This is a genomic window from Streptomyces sp. NPDC001668 (assembly GCF_042893155.1).
Lineage (GTDB): Bacteria > Actinomycetota > Actinomycetes > Streptomycetales > Streptomycetaceae > Streptomyces.
On the sequence record NZ_JBIAUQ010000001.1, the window covers coordinates 907748 to 927793 of the forward strand.

At 71.2% G+C, this 20046-nt stretch carries 20 protein-coding genes; 7 read left to right on the plus strand and 13 right to left on the minus strand.

Features of this window, described 5'->3' with window-relative positions; all coding sequences use genetic code 11:
* Positions 1-51 precede the first annotated feature (51 nt).
* Positions 52-2508, plus strand: coding sequence for a glycoside hydrolase family 3 protein (locus ACFYZ8_RS04050; protein WP_388538455.1), 2457 nt, complete (start codon positions 52-54; stop codon positions 2506-2508).
* A 73-nt stretch (positions 2509-2581) separates the two neighbouring features.
* Here the strand turns inward: ACFYZ8_RS04050 and ACFYZ8_RS04055 are convergent, their stop codons facing one another.
* Together ACFYZ8_RS04055 and ACFYZ8_RS04060 are read right to left on the minus strand one after the other, a co-directional pair.
* On the minus strand, positions 2582-3553 hold the full coding sequence (locus ACFYZ8_RS04055) for an aldose epimerase family protein (RefSeq protein WP_388538453.1): 972 nt from the start codon (positions 3551-3553) through the stop codon (positions 2582-2584).
* 10 nt (positions 3554-3563) lie between these two features.
* Positions 3564-4448 (minus strand): SGNH/GDSL hydrolase family protein, encoded by an 885-nt coding sequence (locus tag ACFYZ8_RS04060; RefSeq protein ID WP_359032654.1) that lies wholly within the window; start codon positions 4446-4448, stop codon positions 3564-3566.
* 249 nt (positions 4449-4697) lie between these two features.
* Here ACFYZ8_RS04060 and ACFYZ8_RS04065 point away from each other — a divergent pair, with 249 nt between their 5' ends.
* Positions 4698-5192: a DUF3145 domain-containing protein gene (locus ACFYZ8_RS04065; RefSeq protein ID WP_359032652.1), complete on the plus strand. Its 495-nt coding sequence runs from the start codon at positions 4698-4700 to the stop codon at positions 5190-5192.
* A 78-nt stretch (positions 5193-5270) separates the two neighbouring features.
* Here the strand turns inward: ACFYZ8_RS04065 and ACFYZ8_RS04070 are convergent, their stop codons facing one another.
* From ACFYZ8_RS04070 to ACFYZ8_RS04090, 5 genes are all read right to left on the minus strand, one after another.
* Positions 5271-6551, minus strand: coding sequence for a beta-ketoacyl-[acyl-carrier-protein] synthase family protein (locus ACFYZ8_RS04070; RefSeq protein ID WP_359032650.1), 1281 nt, complete (start codon positions 6549-6551; stop codon positions 5271-5273).
* A gap of 101 nt (positions 6552-6652) precedes the next feature.
* A complete protein-coding gene (locus ACFYZ8_RS04075) occupies positions 6653-6901 on the minus strand; it encodes an acyl carrier protein (RefSeq protein WP_037704453.1) in 249 nt (82 codons plus the stop codon).
* 78 nt (positions 6902-6979) lie between these two features.
* Positions 6980-7975, minus strand: coding sequence for a ketoacyl-ACP synthase III (locus tag ACFYZ8_RS04080; protein ID WP_359032647.1), 996 nt, complete (start codon positions 7973-7975; stop codon positions 6980-6982).
* Between the two features lie 17 nt (positions 7976-7992).
* Complete coding sequence (locus tag ACFYZ8_RS04085; RefSeq protein ID WP_359032645.1) at positions 7993-8916, minus strand: ACP S-malonyltransferase; 924 nt, start codon at positions 8914-8916, stop codon at positions 7993-7995.
* A gap of 89 nt (positions 8917-9005) precedes the next feature.
* On the minus strand, positions 9006-10211 hold the full coding sequence (locus tag ACFYZ8_RS04090) for a helix-turn-helix domain-containing protein (protein WP_359032643.1): 1206 nt from the start codon (positions 10209-10211) through the stop codon (positions 9006-9008).
* 102 nt (positions 10212-10313) lie between these two features.
* On the opposite strand from ACFYZ8_RS04090, the gene ACFYZ8_RS04095 reads away from it, so the two are divergent.
* Entirely contained in the window at positions 10314-10967 is a 654-nt protein-coding gene (locus ACFYZ8_RS04095) for a pirin family protein (protein ID WP_388538449.1), read from the plus strand.
* Here the strand turns inward: ACFYZ8_RS04095 and ACFYZ8_RS04100 are convergent.
* Both ACFYZ8_RS04100 and ACFYZ8_RS04105 read right to left on the minus strand, forming a co-directional pair.
* Positions 10964-11779 carry a serine hydrolase domain-containing protein gene (locus ACFYZ8_RS04100; RefSeq protein WP_359032639.1) on the minus strand — a complete coding sequence of 272 codons (816 nt, stop codon included), beginning with the start codon at positions 11777-11779 and terminating at the stop codon, positions 10964-10966. The two genes, ACFYZ8_RS04095 and ACFYZ8_RS04100, sit on opposite strands and share 4 nt — an antisense overlap.
* Positions 11780-11798: 19 nt before the next feature.
* Positions 11799-12269: a GNAT family N-acetyltransferase gene (locus ACFYZ8_RS04105; RefSeq protein ID WP_388538448.1), complete on the minus strand. Its 471-nt coding sequence runs from the start codon at positions 12267-12269 to the stop codon at positions 11799-11801.
* A 97-nt stretch (positions 12270-12366) separates the two neighbouring features.
* Here ACFYZ8_RS04105 and ACFYZ8_RS04110 point away from each other — a divergent pair, with 97 nt between their 5' ends.
* On the plus strand, positions 12367-12831 hold the full coding sequence (locus tag ACFYZ8_RS04110; protein WP_355737495.1) for a MerR family transcriptional regulator: 465 nt from the start codon (positions 12367-12369) through the stop codon (positions 12829-12831).
* Positions 12828-13844, plus strand: a complete 1017-nt coding sequence (locus ACFYZ8_RS04115; RefSeq protein WP_388538446.1) for an aldo/keto reductase — start codon at positions 12828-12830, stop codon at positions 13842-13844. The genes ACFYZ8_RS04110 and ACFYZ8_RS04115 overlap by 4 nt, the downstream gene beginning before the upstream one ends.
* A gap of 63 nt (positions 13845-13907) precedes the next feature.
* Here the strand turns inward: ACFYZ8_RS04115 and ACFYZ8_RS04120 are convergent, their stop codons facing one another.
* The 3 genes from ACFYZ8_RS04120 to ACFYZ8_RS04130 are packed head-to-tail and all read right to left on the minus strand — an operon-like array spanning position 13908 to position 16731.
* Positions 13908-14765 carry a DUF4429 domain-containing protein gene (locus ACFYZ8_RS04120; RefSeq protein ID WP_388538705.1) on the minus strand — a complete coding sequence of 286 codons (858 nt, stop codon included), beginning with the start codon at positions 14763-14765 and terminating at the stop codon, positions 13908-13910.
* Between the two features lie 58 nt (positions 14766-14823).
* The gene (locus ACFYZ8_RS04125) at positions 14824-16041 is read right to left on the minus strand and encodes an alpha/beta hydrolase (RefSeq protein WP_359032632.1); all 1218 of its coding nucleotides are present in this window, start codon (positions 16039-16041) and stop codon (positions 14824-14826) included.
* Positions 16042-16095: 54 nt separating this feature from the next.
* Entirely contained in the window at positions 16096-16731 is a 636-nt protein-coding gene (locus ACFYZ8_RS04130) for a TetR family transcriptional regulator (RefSeq protein WP_359032630.1), read from the minus strand.
* Between the two features lie 66 nt (positions 16732-16797).
* Between ACFYZ8_RS04130 and ACFYZ8_RS04135 the strand changes: the two genes are divergently transcribed.
* A complete protein-coding gene (locus ACFYZ8_RS04135) occupies positions 16798-18417 on the plus strand; it encodes an MFS transporter (RefSeq protein WP_388538445.1) in 1620 nt (539 codons plus the stop codon).
* Positions 18418-18685: 268 nt separating this feature from the next.
* Positions 18686-18997, plus strand: a complete 312-nt coding sequence (locus ACFYZ8_RS04140; protein ID WP_359032626.1) for a small hydrophobic protein — start codon at positions 18686-18688, stop codon at positions 18995-18997.
* Between the two features lie 289 nt (positions 18998-19286).
* On the opposite strand, the gene ACFYZ8_RS04145 is transcribed toward ACFYZ8_RS04140, so the two are convergent.
* Entirely contained in the window at positions 19287-20024 is a 738-nt protein-coding gene (locus ACFYZ8_RS04145) for an ion channel (protein WP_359032624.1), read from the minus strand.
* Positions 20025-20046: the final 22 nt, after the last annotated feature.

Consider the following 20046-nt stretch of genomic DNA (forward strand, 5'->3'; position numbering starts at 1 on the left):
AACGGATGCACGATGGAAGGACCGCACGGACTTCGACGAGGAGGCACCGCCATGGCCGCACCCGAGGCAGCTGAGGGACCCCGGGGCACCACCCCCGCCGACCAGGCCCGCGAGGCGGCCGTCGAGGCGGCGCTGGCCCGGCTCGACCTCGACGCCAAGGCGAGGCTCCTCGCCGGCCAGGACATGTGGTCCCTGCCCGCGCTGCCCGAGATCGGACTGCCCTCCCTCGTCATGTCCGACGGCCCGATCGGCGTCCGGGGTGTGCGCTGGAGCGCCGACGACCCCTCGATCGCCCTGCCCTCCCCGACCGCCCTCGCCGCCACCTGGGACCCGGAACTGGCCCGCCGCGCCGGTGTGCTGCTCGCCCAGGAGGCCCGCCGCAAGGGCGTCCACGTCCTGCTCGCCCCCACCGTCAACCTCCACCGCTCCCCGCTCGGCGGCCGCCACTTCGAGGCCTACAGCGAGGACCCGTACCTGACGGGACGGATCGGCGCCGGGTACGTCACCGGTGTCCAGGAGGGCGGAGTCGGCACCACCGTCAAGCACTTCGTCGCCAACGACGCCGAGACCGACCGCTTCACGGTGAACAACCTGGTCTCCGAACGCGCCCTGCGCGAGCTGTACTTGGCGCCCTTCGAGCACATCGTCGAGAACGCCCACCCGTGGGGCATCATGACCGCGTACAACACGGTCAACGGCACGACCATGACCGAGCACCACCACCTCGTCGACGAAGTCCTGCGCGGCGAATGGGGCTTCGACGGCTACAACGTCTCCGACTGGATGGCCGCCCGCTCCACCAAGGGCGCCATCGAGGGCGGCCTCGACGTCGCCATGCCCGGCCCGACGACCGTCTACGGCGAGGCCCTCGCCCGGGCGGTCAGGGACGGCGAGGTCGAGGAGGGCGCGGTCGACGCGGCCGTACGCAATGTGCTGCGGCTCGCCGCCCGGGTCGGCATCCTGGAGGGTGCCGAGCCGGTGGTCACCGAGCTGCCCCCGCCGGCCGACGGCGAGGCGCTGGCCCGCGAGATCGCCCGCCGCTCCTTCGTACTGGTCCGCAACCAGGGGGCGTTGCCCCTGCGGCAGGGCACCGTCGCCCTCATCGGCGCCGCCGCCCGCGACGCCCGGATCCTCGGCGGCGGCTCCGCCACCGTCTTCCCGGACCGGATCGTCTCCCCGCTCGACGGCCTCACCGCCGCCCTCCCCGAGGGCACCCTCAGCTATGCCGTCGGCGCCGACCCCAACACCGAACTCGCCGTCGCAGACAAGGGGTTCAGCCTCACGGCGATCTGCCGGGACGCCGACGGCCACGTCATCGGCACGGCCTCCGTGCCCAACGGCCTGATCCAGTGGATGGGTTCGGACCTGCCCGAGGGTGTCACCCACGACAGCCTGCACTCCGTCGAGCTGACCGGCACCTTCACCCCGCGCGAGAGCGGCCGGCACACCTTCGGCATCAAGGGACTCGGCGCGTTCAAGCTGGTCGTCGACGGCACGACGTACTACGACGACGTCCAGCGCACCGACGAGGACGACCCCTTCATCACCTTCTTCGGCGCCCCCGAGCCCCGCGCCGAGGTCCAGCTGACCGCGGGCGAGCCGGTCGACGTCTCCCTCACCCACGTCGTCCTCCTCCCCGAGAACATCCCGATGAAGGTCGTCGCCTTCACCCTCGCCCACCAGGACCCGCAGCGCGACCCCGACGCACTGATCGCCGAGGCCGTCGAGGCGGCACGGAACGCCGACACCGCCGTCGTCGTGGTCGCCACCACGGAGCGCGTCGAGTCCGAGGGCTTCGACCGCAGGGACCTCGCGCTGCCGGGCCGCCAGGACGAGCTGGTCCGCGCCGTCGCCGCCGCCAACCCGAACACCGTCGTGATCGTCAACGCCGGCTCGCCGGTGGAGCTGCCCTGGCGCGAGGACGTCGCCGCCGTCCTGCTCGGCTGGTTCCCCGGCCAGGAGGGCGGCGCGGCCCTCGCCGACGTCCTGACCGGCGCCCACGAGCCCGGCGGCCGCCTCCCCACCACCTGGGGCTCCCTGGCCGACGCCCCAGTCACCCGGGTCACTCCGGAGGGCGGCGAACTCCCTTACGACGAGGGCGTCTTCATCGGATACACGGCCTGGGAGAAGGAGGGCCGCACCCCGGCCTACCCCTTCGGCCACGGCCTCGGCTACACCGACTGGACCTACGAGTCCGCCCAGGTCCAGGGCACCACCGTGCGGGTCCGGCTGCGCAACTCCGGTGCCCGCGCGGGCCGCGAGGTCGTCCAGGTCTACCTGGCGCCCGCCGAGACCGACGCGGCGCGCCCGGCCCGCCGGCTCGCCGGATTCGCGGGAGCCGAGGCAGCCCCCGGCGAGAGCGTCGAGGTCACGGTGGAGATCCCGCGCCGGGCCTTCGAGATCTGGGACGAGAAGACCTCATCGTGGTCGTATGTGAAGGGTTCGTACGAAATCCAGGTGGGTCGCTCGATCGGGGACCGCCGGGTCACCGTGCCGATTAACGTCTGATCCCAGGGGGCCCAGCCCTCGCACAAGCAGCCCCGGCCCGGGACCTGACCCCTGGGCCGGGGCTCGTGCGTTCCTACCGCGTGCCGAAGCCGTACACCGTCTCCGAGCGGTACACCTCGCCCGGCCGCAGCACCGTGCTCGGGAACTCCGGGCGGTTGGGGGAGTCGGGGAAGTGCTGGGTCTCCAGCGCGATGCCGTCGCCGGGCGCGAAGGGCTCGGGCAGATGGTCCGCGGTGTACAGCTGGAGCCCCGGCTCGGTGGTCGCCACCGTCATCACCCGCCCGGACGCGGGGTCGTACAACTCGGCGACCTCCTCGGCCCGTTCGGTGATCCCCTTGTCGAGCACGAAGTTGTGGTCGTAGCCCGCGCCGGCCTTGCGCCCCTGCCGGAAGTCGAACCGGGTGTCCGCGACCTCCTCGACCCCCGTCGGGATCAGATCCGCGTCGACCGGGGTGAACCGCGAGGCGTCGATCCGCAGTTCGTGCCCGCCCGCGTTCCCGGTCCCGGCCAGGTTGAAGTAGCTGTGGTTGGTCAGGTTGACGATGGTCGGCGCGTCGGTGACCGCCTCGTACGAGATCCGCAGCGCCCCCGTCTCGTCCAGGCTGTACGTCCCCGAGACCTCCAGGCGCCCCGGAAAGCCCTCCTCGCCGTGCGGGCTGACCCGGCTCAGCCGTACGCCGTGCTCACCCGCGGGCTCCATGTCCCACACCCGCTTGTCGAAGCCGAGGTCACCGCCGTGCAGGGAGTTCGGCGCGTTGTTGGGCGCCAGCGCGTACGTCCGTCCGTCCAGCTCGAAGCGGGCGCCCGCGATCCGGTTCGCGTACCGCCCGATGAAGGCGCCGAGATACGGACCGGAGTGCTCCAGATACCCCTCCAGACCGGCGAACCCCAGCACCACGTCCGCCGTCCGCCCGTCCCGGTCCGGGACCTCGACCGACTGCACGATCCCGCCGTACGACAGGATCCGCACGCGGACGCCCGCGCGCTCCAGGGTCCAGCGGTGCACCGGTGTGCCGTCGGGAAGTGTGGCGAAGAGTTCGTTCATGTGCGGAACTTTAGGTCACGGACCTGACCTTGCGGTACGCGATCTCCGCCAGACGCGCCTGTCCGTTCACACTCGGGTGGAACCAGTCCCAGTGGCTGAGCTGCTCGGTGCCGAACCGGTAGTCGTACACCGCGCCCCCGTCGTACCGGCACCGCTCGTCCTTGGCGCACACGTCCTTCAGTACGGTGTTGTAGGCCTCCACCCGCTGCTGCACGGTGTCCCGCCGCTCGGTCGCCGCCGCGTCCAGGGCGTCCGCGTCGGCGAGCATCGACGGGCACACGCCCAGCTTCCACACCTGCTTGCCCAGCGGATTGGCCCGGCCCTCGGACCACAGCCGCTTGAGGTTCGGCACGCTCGCCACGTACACCTGCGCCTTGGGCGCCTTCCGGCGCAGCACGCCCAGCGCGTCCTCGAAGCCGGCGCGGAAGTCGGACACCGAGGTCATCGCGGCCGTGGAGTCCCGGCAGGCGTCGTTCGCGCCCACCATCACCGTCACCAGCGCCGGTGTGCGCGAGGCCGCCTGCGACATCTGCCCGGGCAGATCGGCCATCCGCGCCCCGGACACCGCGTAGTTCCAGCTGCGCTGCGTCGCCTTCGCCCGCCCCAGCAGCCGTACGGCGAGCGAGTCGACCTGGGTGCTGGCGCCGGTCGCCCACGACACGTCGGGGCAGTCCTTGAGGATCCCGCAGGCGTCGAAGCCGCGCGTGATCGAGTCGCCCACCGCCGCTATCGAGGCCGGGCTGCTGTCCCACGCCGGGGTGGGCTTCGGCGACGGCTTCGGCTTCTGGGTGGGGCCCGCCGAGTCGCCCCCCACGGCGTCACAGCCGGCGACGCCCACAAGAGCCGCCGTCAGGACGGCGACGACGGCCCGCGAGCGGTGGCCCTGCTTCCGCATCCGTGGTGTTCCCCTCGTGAAATGGTGGTCCGCTCATAACAACGCACGGGAGTTCCCGGTGCCCCCGAGGGAACGATCGGCACCCGTACTAGCGTCCTGCCGGGTGAATGGCGGGCGTTTCGGGGCATCGGGACCGACGGTACGTCACACTCCTTGCCCCGCCGCACGGTAGCCTCGCCATCAACGTGGCTGCCCGCCATCGCCGCCATGCCAGCCAGCAAGACTGTCCCGCTCTGCCCGGAGGTCCCGGTGACGACACGTGGAGTTCTGTACGTGCACTCCGCGCCGCGCGCGCTGTGCCCGCACGTCGAGTGGGCCGTCGCCGGGGTGCTCGGCACGCGCGTCAGCCTCGACTGGATCCGGCAGCCGGCCGCGCCGGGCACCTGGCGCTCGGAGTTCTCCTGGAAGGGCGAGGTCGGCACCGCGTCCAAGCTCGCCTCCGCCCTCAGAGGCTGGCACCTGCTGCGCTTCGAGGTCACCGCCGAGCCCTGCCCCACCGCGGAGGGCGAGCGCTACAGCTGCACCCCCGAGCTCGGCATCTTCCACGCCGTCACCGGCATCCACGGCGACATCCTGATCCCGGAGGACCGCCTGCGGGCGGCCCTGACCCGCTCGCAGCGCGGCGAGACGGACCTGGAGGCGGAGCTCGCGAAGCTCCTCGGCAAGCCCTGGGACGACGAACTGGAGCCCTTCAGGTACGCGGGCGAGGGCGCCCCGGTCCGCTGGCTGCACCAGGTCGTCTGACGTCTCCGTACGCGGGAAGGGCCCCCACCGACCGGTGGGGGCCCTTCCGTTGCGTACAGACGGTTCTCAGACCGTGCCTCAGACCGTGCGGAACGCCAGTACGACGTTGTGGCCGCCGAACCCGAACGAGTCGTTCAGCGCGGCGATACGGCCCTCCACGGGCAGCTTGCGCGCCTCGCCGCGGACGACGTCGGCGTTGGCCTCCGCCTCCGGGTCGAGGTTCTCGACGTTGATGGTCGGCGGTGCCACCCGGTGGTACAGGGCGAGCACCGTCGCGACCGTCTCCACGCCGCCCGCGCCACCGAGCAGGTGACCGGTCATCGACTTGGTGGCGGACACGGCCATGTGGTCGGTGTCGTCCCCGAAGACCTTCCGCAGCGCCTTGAGCTCGGCGATGTCACCGGCCGGGGTCGACGTGGCGTGCGCGTTGACGTGCACGATCTCCGCCGGGTCCAGGTCGGTGCTCTCCAGCAGGTGCTGCAGGGCGTGCGAGATACCGCGGCCCTCCGGCTCCGGCTGGACGATGTCGTGGGCGTCGGCCGAGATGCCCTGCCCGACCGCCTCGGCGTACACCCGCGCACCGCGCGCGGCGGCGTGCTCGGCGGACTCCAGGACGACGACACCGGCACCCTCGCCGAGGACGAAACCGTCCCGGGCGACGTCGTAGGGACGCGAGGCGCCCTCGGGGTTCTCGTTGTTCTTGGACATCGCCATCATGTTGCCGAACGCGGCGATGGGCAGCGGGTGGATCGCCGCCTCCGTACCACCGGCGACGACGACGTCGGCGCGGCCGGTGCGGATCATCTCGATGGCGTAGCCGATGGCCTCGGCGCCCGAGGCGCAGGCGGAGACCGGGGTGTGCACACCCGCGCGGGCGCCGACGAGCAGACCCACGTTGGCGGACGGGCCGTTCGGCATCAGCATCGGCACGGTGTGCGGGGAGACGCGGCGGACGCCCTTCTCCTTGAGCACGTCGTACTGGTCGAGCAGGGTCGTGACACCGCCGATGCCGGAGGCGATGACGGCGCCGAGACGGTCGGGGTCGACCTCGCCGACCGAGCCGTCCTCACCGGCCTTCCCCTCGAAACCGGCGTCGGCCCACGCCTCCTTGGCCGCGATCAGCGCGAACTGCGCCGAGCGGTCGAGGCGGCGGGCCTGCGGCCGGGGGATGACCTCGGTCGGCTCGACCGCGATCTGCGCTGCGATGCGGACCGCCTGCTCGGCGGCCCACTCCTGCTCGAGGGGCTTGACGCCGGACTTGCCGGCGACGAGGCCCTCCCAGGTAGAGGCTGCGTCGCCACCCAGCGGTGTGGTTGCGCCGATACCGGTGACGACCACGGTGCGATTGGTCGGGCTCACGGGAAATCTTTCTCCAACGTTACGAGGATTAAGCGGCGCCACCGCCGGGTGGCGGGGCCGGGAACATCCGGCCTGGGGGCTCCTGGCGGAGCCCGGTGGACTCAGGCCTGGTTCTTGAGGATGTAGTCGGTCGCGTCGCCGACGGTCTTGAGGTTCTTGACGTCGTCGTCCGGGATCTTGACGTCGAAGCGCTCTTCGGCGGCGACGACGACCTCGACCATGGACAGCGAGTCGACGTCCAGGTCGTCGGTGAAGGACTTGTCCAGCTGGACGTCCTCAACCGGGATGCCGGCGATCTCGTTCACGATGTCGGCGAGACCGGCGACGATCTCTTCCTGAGTGGCGGCCATGTTGGCGCTCCTTCGTTTTCTTATCCAGAGGGTTGGCAGTGCTTCCCGTCCCGGACCGGTTGATCCGGCACGGAGTGCCTAGGGGAGGGTAACGACAGTGGCGGCGTAGACGAGACCCGCCCCGAATCCGATGACGAGCGCGGTGTCGCCGCTCTTCGCCTCGCCGGTCGCCAGAAGCCGCTCCATGGCGAGCGGGATCGAGGCGGCCGAGGTGTTGCCGGTGGTGCGCACGTCACGCGCGACCGTGACGTGCTCCGGCAGCTTCAGCGTCTTCACCATCGAGTCGATGATGCGCTCGTTGGCCTGGTGGGGAATGAAGACGTCCAGCTCGTCCGGGCTGATCCCGGCCGCGTCCAGCGCCTGCTGGGCGACCTTCGCCATCTCGAACACGGCCCAGCGGAACACCGCCTGGCCCTCCTGCGTGATCGCAGGGAACTTGCCCGTGGAGTCGTACTCGGTCCACGCGACGGTCTGCTTGATGGTCTCGGACTTGTCGCCCTCGGAGCCCCAGACCGTGGGGCCGATCGCCGGCTCCTGGGAGGGGCCCACGACGACCGCGCCGGCGCCGTCCCCGAACAGGAAGGCCGTGGCCCGGTCCTCCAGGTCGGTCAGGTCCGACAGCCGCTCCACGCCGATGACAAGGACGTACTCCGCCGAGCCCTCGACGATCATGCCCTTGGCGAGGGTGAGGCCGTAGCCGAAGCCCGCGCAGCCCGCCGAGATGTCGAAGGCGGCGGCCTTGTTCGTGCCCAGCTTGTCGGCGATCTCCGTCGCCACGGCCGGGGTCTGCTTGAAGTGCGAGACGGTCGAGACGATCACGCCGCCGATCTGCTCGGCGGAGATCCCGGCGTCGGCGATCGCCTTGCCGGACGCCTCGATCGACATCGCGGCGACGGTCTCCTCGGCGTTCGCCCAGTGCCGGGTCTGGATGCCGGAGCGCGAGCGGATCCACTCGTCGGACGAGTCGATCGTCTCGAGGATCACCTCGTTCGGCACGACCCGGGTCGGGCGGTAGCCGCCGACCCCGAGGATGCGCGCGTACGGGGCGCCCTTGCTGGGCCTGATCTTCGACATTGCTCTTGTGCTCCTTTTCAGGCGCTGTGCTCAGCGATGAGCTCGCGAGCGGCGTCGAGGTCGTCGGGGGTCTTCAGCGCGAGGGTCTGCACACCGGGCAGCGCGCGCTTGGCGAGGCCGACCAGCGTGCCGCCGGGGGAGACCTCGATGAGCGCGGTGGCGCCGAGCTCCTTGAAGGTCTCCATGCACAGGTCCCAGCGGACCGGGTTGGCGACCTGGCCGACCAGTCGCTCCAGCACCTCGGCGCCGCCGGCGACGGTCTGGCCGTCCTTGTTCGAGACGTAGGTGACGCTCGGGTCGGCCGGCGTCAGATCGGCGGCGGCCTTGGCCAGCGCGTCGACCGCGGGGGCCATGTGGTGCGTGTGGAAGGCGCCGGCGACCTTGAGCGGGACGACCTTGCGGACGCCCTCGGGCTTGTCGTCGTTCAGGACGGCGAGCTGCTCCAGCGTGCCCGCGGCGACGATCTGTCCGGCGCCGTTGACGTTCGCCGGGGTCAGGCCCAGCTTCTCCAGGTGCGCGACGGAGACCTCCGGGTCGCCGCCGAGCAGCGCGGACATGCCCGTCTCGGTGATCGCGGCGGCGTCGGCCATGGCCAGACCCCGCTTGCGTACGAGGGTGAGGGCGGCGGTGTCGTCAAGGACGCCCGCGAAGGCGGCGGCGGTGATCTCGCCGACGGAGTGGCCCGCGACGGCGCCCGGTGCGATCGTGGCCATGTCACCGAGTGCCGCGGCGGACAGGATCCCGGCCGCGACCAGCAGCGGCTGGGCCACCGAGGTGTCGCGGATGGCGTCCGCGTCGGCCTGTGTGCCGTAGTGGGCGAGGTCCAGTCCGATGGCGTCGGACCACGCGGCGACGCGGTCGGCGGCACCGGGGAGTTCGAGCCAGGGGGTCAGGAAGCCGGGCGTCTGGGCGCCCTGGCCGGGAGCGACGAGTACGAGCACTCTCACACTCTCTCTTGAGGGCGGCCCAAGCCGCCCGTGGGGACAGGGACGAAGAACATGGAGGGGTTTTGTGGGGCCCCGACAAAAGCCTAGGGCTGGGGATCCCCGTCGGCCAGACGCCCCAGGATGAGCGCGATCCGCAGGGTGAACGCCGAACGTACATCGGAGGGCGACCAGCCGGTGACGTCAGTCACACGTCGAAGCCGGTAGCGCACGGTGTTGGGATGCACGAAGAGCATCCGGGCCGCACCCTCCAGACTGGACGCCTGTTCGAGGTAGACGGAGAGCGTCTCCAGGAGCGCGGAACCGGCCTCCTCCAGCGGTCTGTAGATCTCCTCCACCAACTGATCGCGCGCGCTGGGATCACCGGCCATCGCACGTTCCGGAAGCAGGTCGTCCGCCAGCACCGGGCGCGGGGCGTCCTGCCAGGCGGAACACGCCTTGAGCCCGGCGGCGGCCGCCTGAGCGGACCGGGTCGCGGCCTGCAGATCGGGTACGACGGGCCCGGCGACCACCGGCCCGGCCGCATAGGGCCCGATCAGCGACTTCGCCACGGCGAGCGGGTCGTCGCTGCCGCCCGCGATGACGACGAGCCGGGTCCCGAGCACCCCGGTCAGCACTTGGAGCTTGGCGTGCCGGGCGGCCCGGCGGATGGCCTCGACGGTCAGCTCGGAGTCACCGTCGGGAGCCGCTCCGAGGATGACGCACACATGCTCGGGAGCGTTCCACCCGAGCGCCGCCGCCCTGCTCACGGCCCCTTCGTCGGCCTCCCCGCTGAGCACGGCGTTCACGACCAGGGACTCCAGCCGGGCGTCCCAGGCACCGCGTGCCTCGGCGGCCTGGGCGTAGACCTGCGCGGTGGCGAAGGCGATCTCGCGGGCGTACACGAGCAGGGCCTCACGCAGCACGGACTCGTCACCGGGGGCGGCGACCTCGTCGATGGCCGACTCCATGACCTCGATGGTCGTCCGCACCATCTCCACGGTCTGCCGCAGCGTGATGGCCCGGGTCAGCTCACGGGGCGCCGTCCCGAACACGTCCGTCGAGATGGCCTGCGGGGCGTCCGGATGCCGGAACCACTCGGTGAAGGCCGCGATACCGGCCTGGGCGACCAGCCCGATCCAGGAACGGTTCTCCGGGGGCATCGCCCGGTACCACGGCAGCGTCTCGTCCATGCGCGCGATGGCCTGCTGCGCGAGCGACCCGGACGACTTCACCAGCCGCTTCAGTGTCGCGGCATGGGCGTGGACGCGGGGCGCGTCGGGGTCGGACTTGCGGTGTTCGGGTTCGGGCACGTGGACAAGACTGCCTTATCCGGACGTCAGTGCGCGCCGCCGGGGTTGTGCTTGACGGTCCGGTCGCCGCCCGACACGTGGCCGCGCGGCTACCGTGGTCCCGTGACGGACGTACGGCGCGCGGCGCAGCGCTACCCAGGCGGGGACCCCGGAGCCGGGATCGAGTCGTGGCACGCCTTCTCGTTCGGGCCGCACTACGACCCCGGCAACCTCCGGTTCGGCGCGCTGATCGCCTGCAACGAGGAGCGGCTGGCGCCCGGGGCCGGGTTCGACGAGCATCCGCACAGCCACACCGAGATCGTCACGTGGGTGGTCGAGGGGGAGTTGACGCACCGGGACTCGACGGGGCACGAGACGGTCGTACGGGCCGGTGACGTCCAGCGGCTCAGCGCCGCCGCGGGCGTCCGGCACGTGGAGCGCAACGACGCCGAGGCCCCGCTGACCTTCGTGCAGACCTGGCTGGCGCCCCTGGAGCCGGGCGGCGAGCCGTCGTACGAGATCGTGCGCGGGATCGCCGACTCGACGCCGTACGCGATCCCGGAGGCGGGCGCGCTGCTCCATGTGCGGCGGCTGGCCGCGGGGGAGCGGACCGCGGTGCCGGACGGGCGGTACCTGTACGTCCATGTCGTGCGCGGCGAAGTGGAGCTGGACGGCGAGGAGTTGGGGCCCGGAGACGCGGCCCGGGTCACCGACGCCAAGGAGCTGGAGGCGGTGGCGGCGACCCCGGCCGAACTGCTGGTGTGGGAGATGTCCTAGAGCTCGGCCAGGACGGCGTCGGTGAACGCCGGCCACGCCTCGATCGCCCACGGCCCGAAGGCGCGGTCCGTCAGCGCCACGCAGGCCGCCCCCGCGTCCGGGTCGACCCACAGGAACGTGCCGGACTGGCCGAAGTGCCCGAGGGTGCGAGGCGACGAGGAACTCCCCGTCCAGTGCGGGGACTTGCCGTCGCGGATCTCGAAGCCGAGGCCCCAGTCGTTGGGGTTCTGGAGGCCGTAGCCGGGCAGCACGCCCTTGGTGCCCGGGTACTGGACCGTCATCGCGTCCGCGACCGTACGCGGGTCCAGCAGCCTCGGTGCCTGCACCTCCGCCGCGAACCGCAGCAGGTCCCCGACCGTCGACACGCCGTCCTTCGCGGGGGAGCCCTCCAGGGACGTCGACGCCATGCCCAGCGGCTCAAGGACCGCCTGGCGCAGATACTCCCCGAACGGGATGTCCGTCGCCTTGGTGACATGGTCACCGAGCTGCTCGAAGCCCGCGTTCGAGTACAGCCGCCGCTCACCGGGGGCAGCCGTCACCCGGTGCTCGTCGAAGGCCAGCCCCGAGGTGTGCGCGAGCAGGTGCCGCACCGTCGATCCGCTCGGCCCGGCCGGCTCGTCGAGCTCGATCGCCCCCTCCTCGTACGCGACCAGCACGGCGTACGCGGCGAGCGGCTTGGTGACCGAGGCCAGCGGGAAGCGGTGGCCGGCAGGACCGTGGGTGCCGAGGACCGTGCCGTCGGCGCGCACCACCCCCGCCGCAGCGGTGGGAACCGGCCAGTTTTCGATCAACGCGAGGCTCTGCAGGGACATGCCGTCGAGAGTAAGCCGCTCAGAGCCTCAGCATCATCGTGGGGTCCGGCTTGTGGACGAAGCCGAGGGAGGCGTAGAGCGGCTCGGCCTCCGGGGACGCGGTCAGCATGACCTGTCCGGCGCCCCGCCCGCGGAACCACGCCAGCAGTTCGTCCATGCACGCGCGTGCGTACCCGCGCCGACGCGCGCCCGGGTCGGTGGCGACGCTGAAGACGTACCCGGCGAGCCCGTGCGGGTTGCCCGCCTTGCCGATCCGGTAGTCCACCGTCCCGACGACCAGGGCGGCCAGCGCCCCCGGCCGGTCCGGATCGTCGACGACGAACGCCGCGAAGTCCCCGTCGGCCTCACCGAGCTTCCTCCGCAGCGACGGCAGCGCCTCCGTGTGCCAGGCTGTGGAGGCGTCCCCGCCGGGCAGCGCGTCGATCATCACCTGGCGCAGACGCAGCACTTCCCCGGCGTCCTCGGTCGTGGCACGGCGTACGAGACTCATGGGCCGCACGCTAGCGACCGCACCTGTTTCGCGTCCTGCCGATTTCTTACCGGTCACGCTTGCTTGGAGTGCACTCCAAGGTCATAGCGTGGGGGTCATGACGGTGATGGAGACCACGGGTACCAGGACCGACAGCTGCGCCGCCCCGCCGCACCCCCACCGGCGTCCGGCGGGCCAGGACAGCTACACGATCAGCGAGGTCGTCGCCTTCACCGGCCTGACCGCGCACACCCTGCGCTGGTACGAGCGCATCGGCCTGATGCCGCACATCGACCGCTCGCACACCGGCCAGCGCCGCTACAGCAACCGCGACCTCGACTGGCTCGACTTCGTCGGCAAGCTCCGGCTCACCGGCATGCCGGTCGCCGACATGGTCCGGTACGCGGAACTGGTGCGGGAGGGCGACCACACGTTCACCGACCGGTTCGAGCTCCTGGAGTCGACCCGCCGGGACGTCCTGTCCCGGATCGCGGAGCTCCAGGACACGCTCGCCGTGCTCGACCGGAAGATCAGCTTCTACGCGGGAGCCGGTCGCACCTACGAAACGGAGAAGGCAGGATGACGGACAGCACGATCCCCACCGCCCGGCTCGGCGACACCGGTCCCGAGGTCGGCGTCCAGGGACTCGGCTGCATGGGCATGAGCTTCGCGTACGGCCCCGTGGACGCGGAGGCGTCGCGGGCCACCCTGGAGCGGGCCCTGGAGCTCGGCATCACGCTCTACGACACGGCGGACGCCTACGGCCAGGGGGAGAACGAGAAGTTCCTGTCCCCGTTCTTCAAGGCCCACCGCGACCAGGTCGTGATCGCCACCAAGTTCGCCCTGTCGATACCCCCGGACGACCCGACCCGGCGGATCATCCGCAACGACCCGCCGTACATCCGCCAGGCGGTCGAGGCGAGCCTGAAGCGCCTGGACGTCGACGCGATCGACCTCTACTACATGCACCGGCGCGATGTGAACGTGCCGATCGAGGAGTCCGTCGGCACCATGGCCGAGCTGGTGCGCGAGGGCAAGGTCAAGCACCTGGGCCTGAGCGAGGTCACCGCGGCGGAGCTGCGCGCGGCGCAGGCCGTGCACCCCATCGCCGCCGTGCAGTCGGAGTGGTCCCTGTTCAGCCGGGACATCGAGGCCCAGGTGGTCCCGGCGGCCCGCGAACTGGGCGTGGCGCTCGTCCCGTACTCCCCGCTCGGCCGCGGCTTCCTCACCGGCTCCTTCACCAACGCCGACAAGGACCTCACCGCCGACGACTTCCGCCGCCAGCAGCCCCGCTTCACGGGCGACAACGCGACGGCGAACGCGGCCCTGCTGGAACCGATCCGCACGGTCGCCGAGGCGCATGGGGTCTCCCTGGGCCAGATCGCCCTGGCCTGGGTCCAGCAGCAGACCACGGTCCACGACCTCCCGGTCGTCCCGATCCCGGGCACCCGCAAGCCGAGCAGGGTGGAGGAGAACGCGACGGCGACGCGCATCGAGCTCACGAAGGAGGAGCTGGAGCTGCTGGAGCCGATAGCCGGTCAGGTGGCGGGCGACCGTTACGCGGACATGCGGTTCTCATCAGCAGGGCGCGAGTGAACTCACCTAGGGGCGCGGGGAACTGCGCGACCAGCCCCCACCGGCGGAAAGCCGAAAACGCACCTACAACTCCGCCAGCAACTCCGCCTTCTTCACGGAAAACTCCTCATCGGTGACCAGCCCGGCCTGATGAAGTTCCCCCAGATGACGAATCCGTTCGGCGATATCCGCAGGGTCCCGGCGCGGCACGCTCGCCGCCGGGACCGCTGCCGCCGGCCCCCGTTGCCGTACCGCCGCCAGGACCGCCGCCGCGAACGGCAACGACTCATGCACGGGTCCGTACCCCAGCCCGAACACCACCGCCGCCGGATCCTGGTCGGCCTGCACCGGCCCCGGCTCCCCGCGGAGGAGCCGCAGATGCCCCTCGAAGACCTCCGGTGACCGCCACTCGACGCCCGTCAGCTCGGACACCGGGAAACTCTGGTCGCCGGCCTTCCACTTCGCCGAGGACGCTCCCGTCCAGAACCACCGGAACTGCACGGAACGCCCGTCGAAGGACGCCTTCCCGTCGTACGCCTTGAACTGCAACGGCACCTCGGGCGCCGGCACCAGGAAACGTTCCGCCGGTTCGTCGTCCTCCTTCAGCAGCGCGCGCAGCTCGTCCGCGTAGTACTCGGCGAGCGTCTCCTTGTCGGCAGGCAGCACCAGCCGGTACGGATCGCACCCTTCCTTCAGCTGTCCCGCCGCCGCCTCCATGAGCGGGTCCGCACCGGGCCTCGGCTCGGCGCGCAGCACCACCGTGCCCCGCTTGCCGGGAGTCAGCGTCACCCCGGAGACCGCTTCCAGGGGGATCCGCCGTTCCCCCAGTGCCTGGAAGAGCTTCGGTGTGCGAATCCCCCGTTCGTAGCGGATGAGCACGGAGTCGGACTCGAACTCCCAGGCGGCATGAAATCCGGCCAGTACGTCACCCATGCGGGTCATCGTATGCGGCACGAGCTTCTTCGTCCCCTCCTCGCGCAGACCGCGGTTCCTGCGGTCTCTACGCGCGTCCGGCCGTGGCCGTGCCGGACAAACCGGCGCGGCAGGCTTCGTCCTCGTGGGCGCAGTGCACCGAGCGGTACGCGCCAATGCCGATCTCGGCGAAGTTGAGCAGACTCTCCGTTCCGGGCTCGAAGTAACCGGCGTGCCCGTCGGCACCCCGTGCGGACAGCACCCGTGCGCCGAACGCGGAGGACACCGGGTCGGCGCCGTGGCCGAGTCCGCCGACCTCCAGGTACGGCACGTCCTGGATCCAGTCGTCGGCGTCCCGCATCGCCCACACCCGCGCGGTGGTGCGCAGGTGGGAGGCGTTGGCGACCCGCATCCCCGGGCTGCCGGCCACCGCGATGTCGGCCACCCGGCCGGGCAGCGCGTGCGCGGCCACCCCGCACACCACGGAGCCGTAGCTGTGGCAGAACAGGGAGACCGGCGAGGCGCCGGGCAGCGCGCGCACCAGCGCGTTCAGCCGGACGGCGCCGTTCTCGGCGCGCATCGCGGTGGCCGAGTCGATGCCGAGGCCGGCGGGCGCGGTGTAGTCGGCCCAGGCGATCACGGCCGTACGCGTGGACGGGCTCGCCTCGCGCTCGGCCTGGTAGAGGGACTTGGCCATGCCGACCGGCGCGGACCAACTGCGGTTGGTGCGCTGGAAGGTGAGCACGTCGGTGTCGACGCCGGGCACGACGACGGAGATCCGCCGCGCCGTGCCGAGATCGCCGAACACCTCGGCGACCCGGCCGGAGCCGTCGGGGTCGAAGGCGAGGATGTGGCGCTCCGGGGCCGTCAGCGACTCGAAGCGGTGCATACGGCGGCCCGCCTCCTGCTGGCCGGCGGGCGTGAGCCGGGGATCGTGCATCCGTGTGCGCTCGACACCGCTGGCCTGGAGCAGCGCGAGACGGTTGGCCTGGTAGCGCAGCCCGACGGGGGCGCCGTTCATGTTGCCGACCGCGAGCGGGTAGCGCTGGGCGAGACGGACGCGGTCCTGGGAGGTGAGCGCGGCGAAGAATCGCGTGAGCTGGGCGGGGGAGGTGTCCGGGTCCGGCAGCCGGTGTCCGTGGAGGCGCCCGTGCGCCCAGGACTCGAGCGAGGCCTGGAGCGGGGTGGCCTCCCTCTGGTTGCGCAGAGCGGTCCAGCCGGTGGTCGCCAGCATCACGAACACGACGGCCAGCGCGAGCAGTGCGCGCCAGACGTTGAGTTGCGGGGAGGTGTCGAAGGAAGTCACTGAAAGGACACACTAGGAGAACGAGACGGTCTCGGGTTAATCGAGTGACGGGGATCACGTTTTGGTGTAGGGGGGCCACTTGCCCGCCAGAGCGGGCCCCAGCAGTTCCAGGTGGGAGACGGTCAGCTCCCGCATGGCCTCCAGGCTGAAGTCCCCGTCCGCCAGCCACTGGCGCTCGGTCACCCGCATCACCGCGCCGAAGGCGGCCACCGTCAGCCTGGGGCGTGGGTCGGCCTCCGGATCGAGTCCCTCGCGTTCGGCGAGCACGCGCGCGAGGACCTCCTCGGACTCCAGGGAGCGCCGCAGATGCGCGGCGAGCAGCACGGGCGTCGACTCGATCACCCGGTACATGCGCAGGAACCGCTCCACCGACACCACCGACTCGACCACCTCGTGCAGGGTGTCCCACCCCTGGAGCACGGCCTGGCGCAGCGCCTCCAACGGCGGCTCGTGCGCCGGACGCGCGCGTACGGCGTCGACGAAGTGGGCCACCGTCATCTCGTCGAGCGCGAGCGCGGCGTCCTCCTTGCCGGCGAAGTACCGGAAGAAGGTGCGCTGCGAGACGCCGACGGCGTCGGCGATGTCGTCGACGGTCGTCTGCTCGTAGCCCCGGGTGGTGAACGACTCGATCGCGACCCGCAGCAGTGCCTCACGGGTGCGCTGCTTCTTGCGTTCGCGCAGTGTTTCCATTGGTGTCAGTTACCGACTTGTGAATTGGTTTGTCAAATGTCAGCGGCTGTCACTAGCCTCGAACACATGACTAGTCAGACCACCATCGACACGACGGGGCCGGGGGACCGGGCGTCACAGTCCCCGTCGGATCAGCCGCCCGCCTCCGGGCTGCGCGGCCACCCCTGGCTCACCCTGCTGACCGTGGCCGTCGGCGTCATGATGGTGGCCCTCGACGGCACCATCGTGGCCATCGCCAACCCGGCCATCCAGGCCGACCTCAAGGCGAGCTTCGCCGACGTCCAGTGGATCACCAACGGCTACTTCCTCGCGCTGGCGGTCGCCCTGATCACCGCGGGCAAACTCGGTGACCGCTTCGGCCACCGCCAGACCTTCCTGATCGGGGTCGTCGGCTTCGCCGCCGCCTCGGGCGCGATCGGGCTGTCCAGCAGCATCGCCGCGGTCGTCACCTTCCGCGTCCTGCAGGGCCTGTTCGGCGCCCTGCTGATGCCGGCCGCGCTCGGTCTGCTGCGGGCCACCTTCCCGGCCGAGAAGCTCAACATGGCCATCGGCATCTGGGGCATGGTCATCGGCGCGTCCACCGCCGGCGGCCCGATCCTCGGCGGTGTCCTCGTCGAGCACGTCAACTGGCAGTCGGTGTTCTTCATCAACGTGCCGGTGGGTGCCCTCGCCCTCGTCCTCGGTGTGCTGATCCTCCTCGACCACCGTGCCGAGAACGCCCCGCGCTCCTTCGACCTGCTGGGCATAGCCCTGCTGTCGGCCGCCATGTTCTGCCTGGTGTGGGCGCTCATCAAGGCCCCCACCTGGGGCTGGGGCGACGGACTGACCTGGACCTTCATCGCCGCGTCCGTCGTGGGCTTCGCGCTGTTCGCGCTGTGGGAGACGAAAGTCAAGGAGCCGCTGATCCCGCTCGGGCTGTTCCGCTCGGTGGCGCTGTCGGCGGGTGTGGTCCTCATGGTCCTCATGGCGATCGCGTTCATGGGCGGCCTGTTCTTCGTGACCTTCTACCTCCAGAACGTGCACGGCATGAGCCCGATCGACGCCGGTCTCCACCTGCTCCCGCTCACCGGGATGATGATCGTCGGCTCCCCGCTCGCGGGCGCGCTCATCACCAAGCTCGGCCCGCGGATCCCGCTGGCGGGCGGCATGGCGGCCACCGCGATCGCCATGTACGGCATGTCCACGCTTCAGACGGACACCGGCAGCGCCCTGATGTCCCTCTGGTTCGCCCTGCTCGGCCTCGGCCTCGCGCCGGTCATGGTCGGTGCCACCGAGGTCATCGTGGGCAACGCGCCCATGGAGCTCTCCGGTGTGGCCGGCGGTCTCCAGCAGGCCGCGATGCAGATCGGCGGCAGCCTCGGTACGGCCGTCCTCGGCGCCGTGATGGCCTCCAAGGTGGACGGCGACCTCCCGGCCAACTGGAAGGACGCGGGTCTGCCCCCGCTCACGCCGGCTCAGCTGGACCAGGCGTCGGAGGCGGTCCAGGTGGGCGTGGCCCCGGTCGCCAAGGGGACCCCGGCGGAGATCGCGGCGAAGATCACCGACGTGGCCCACGACACGTTCATCTCCGGGATGAGCCTCGCGTCCCTGGTCGCCGCGGGGGTCGCCGCGTTCGCGATCCTGGTCGCCCTGTTCACCAAGCGCGGTGCGAACGCGGAGGCGGGCGCGGGCGTGGGCCACATCTGACGGGACCTCCCCCTGACGCGTTTTCAGCGTTCTTCCCCTATCAGGGTGAAGAGGCTAAAGATTTCTCGCACCCGGTACGCGCCGCAGGTCACAGTAAGTCAAGTCCTCCGCACGGCAAGCTCGTACGCCGCGGAGGGCGGACGGCGCTGCGGCGCGCTGCCGGAGGGGGGCGGCGCGCCGCAAGGCCGGAGGATTAACCCCGGAACCCGGGGTACTCGCATCGTTGAACCCGAGACGAACCCAACCAACCTAGGGTGTCAGGGAGTTGATGATGGCGGGCTTCGGACACGGAACGCGCAGGTACCCCCGATCACGTGGCCGGACGTGGTCACGGACCGGGCCGGATCGCGCGACGCTCGGAATCGTCGGAGCCATCTGCGCGGTCGCGGGCCTCTTCGTACTGAGCATCATCCTGGGCCCCGTCGCGATGGTCTGCGGCTGGCTCGCCATGGGCCGCACCTGGTCGGGCGCCAACCGTGCCTGGCCCGCTCTGGTCGCCTTCGTACTGGGCGCCATCGACACGCTCCTGGCGATCATCGCCATCGCGGGAGCGGCCACCCCGGGCATCGGTCTGTACTGACCCGGGGCGCGTGAGGGAAGGGCCCCCGGTGGGACGACCGGGGGCCCGCCTCATGTCTGCCGACGGCTGTGCGGGGCTCCGGGACTGGGGTGGTCACGGAGCGGGACGGATCGCGCGACGCTCGGAATCATCGCCGGGGTCTGGGGGCGTCCCCCAGAGGGGTCGGTATCGGCGCGATCGCCGGTTTCTTCGTACTGGGCATCATCCTCGGCCCGGTCGCGATCGTCTGCGGTTGGCTCGCTGGGACGACCGGGGGCCCGCTCACGTTCCCAGGCCGGTGGGGTGTTCGTCAGCCGCCGACGGACGTCTTGCGCAGGGCCGCCACCTCCGCGCGAAGCGCCCGGACCTCCTCCGTCAGGGCCAGGATCGCCTCCGTCTGCTGGCGTTCCTCCACGTCGTCCTTCTCGAAGCGCTCGATGAACCACGCCGCGATGTTCGCGGTCACGACACCGAGAAGGGCGATACCGGAGAGCATCAGGCCCACCGCGATCATGCGGCCCAGGCCGGTGGTCGGGGCGTGGTCGCCGTAGCCGACCGTCGTCATCGTCGTGAAGGACCACCACACCGCGTCACCCAGTGTGCGGATGTTCCCGTTCGGTGAGTCCCGTTCCACCGAGAGCACGGCCAGCGAGCCGAACATCAGCAGCCCGACGACCGCCCCGCCGACATACGTCGTCACCCGGATCTGCGAGGCCATCCGCGCCCGCCGGCCCACCAGCAGCAGCGTGGAGACGAGCCGCAGCAGCCGCAGCGGCTGTATCAGCGGCAGCACCACCGCACACAGGTCCATCCAGTGCTGCCGTACGAACGCGCGGCGGTCCCGCGAGAGCGACAGCCGCATGAGGTAGTCGACGGCGAAGAACCCCCACACCACCCACTCGACCGCCGTGCACACCGCCGCGAGCGACCGCCCCACCGAGGCGTCCACGATCGGCACGGCATAGGCGACGGCGAACAGCACCGCGAGCGCCAGAAGGGGCCGCTGGGTGTGCTGTTCCCAACGGGCCTGCGCCGACTGTTCCGTCATACCCGCATCGTAAAGAAAAGGT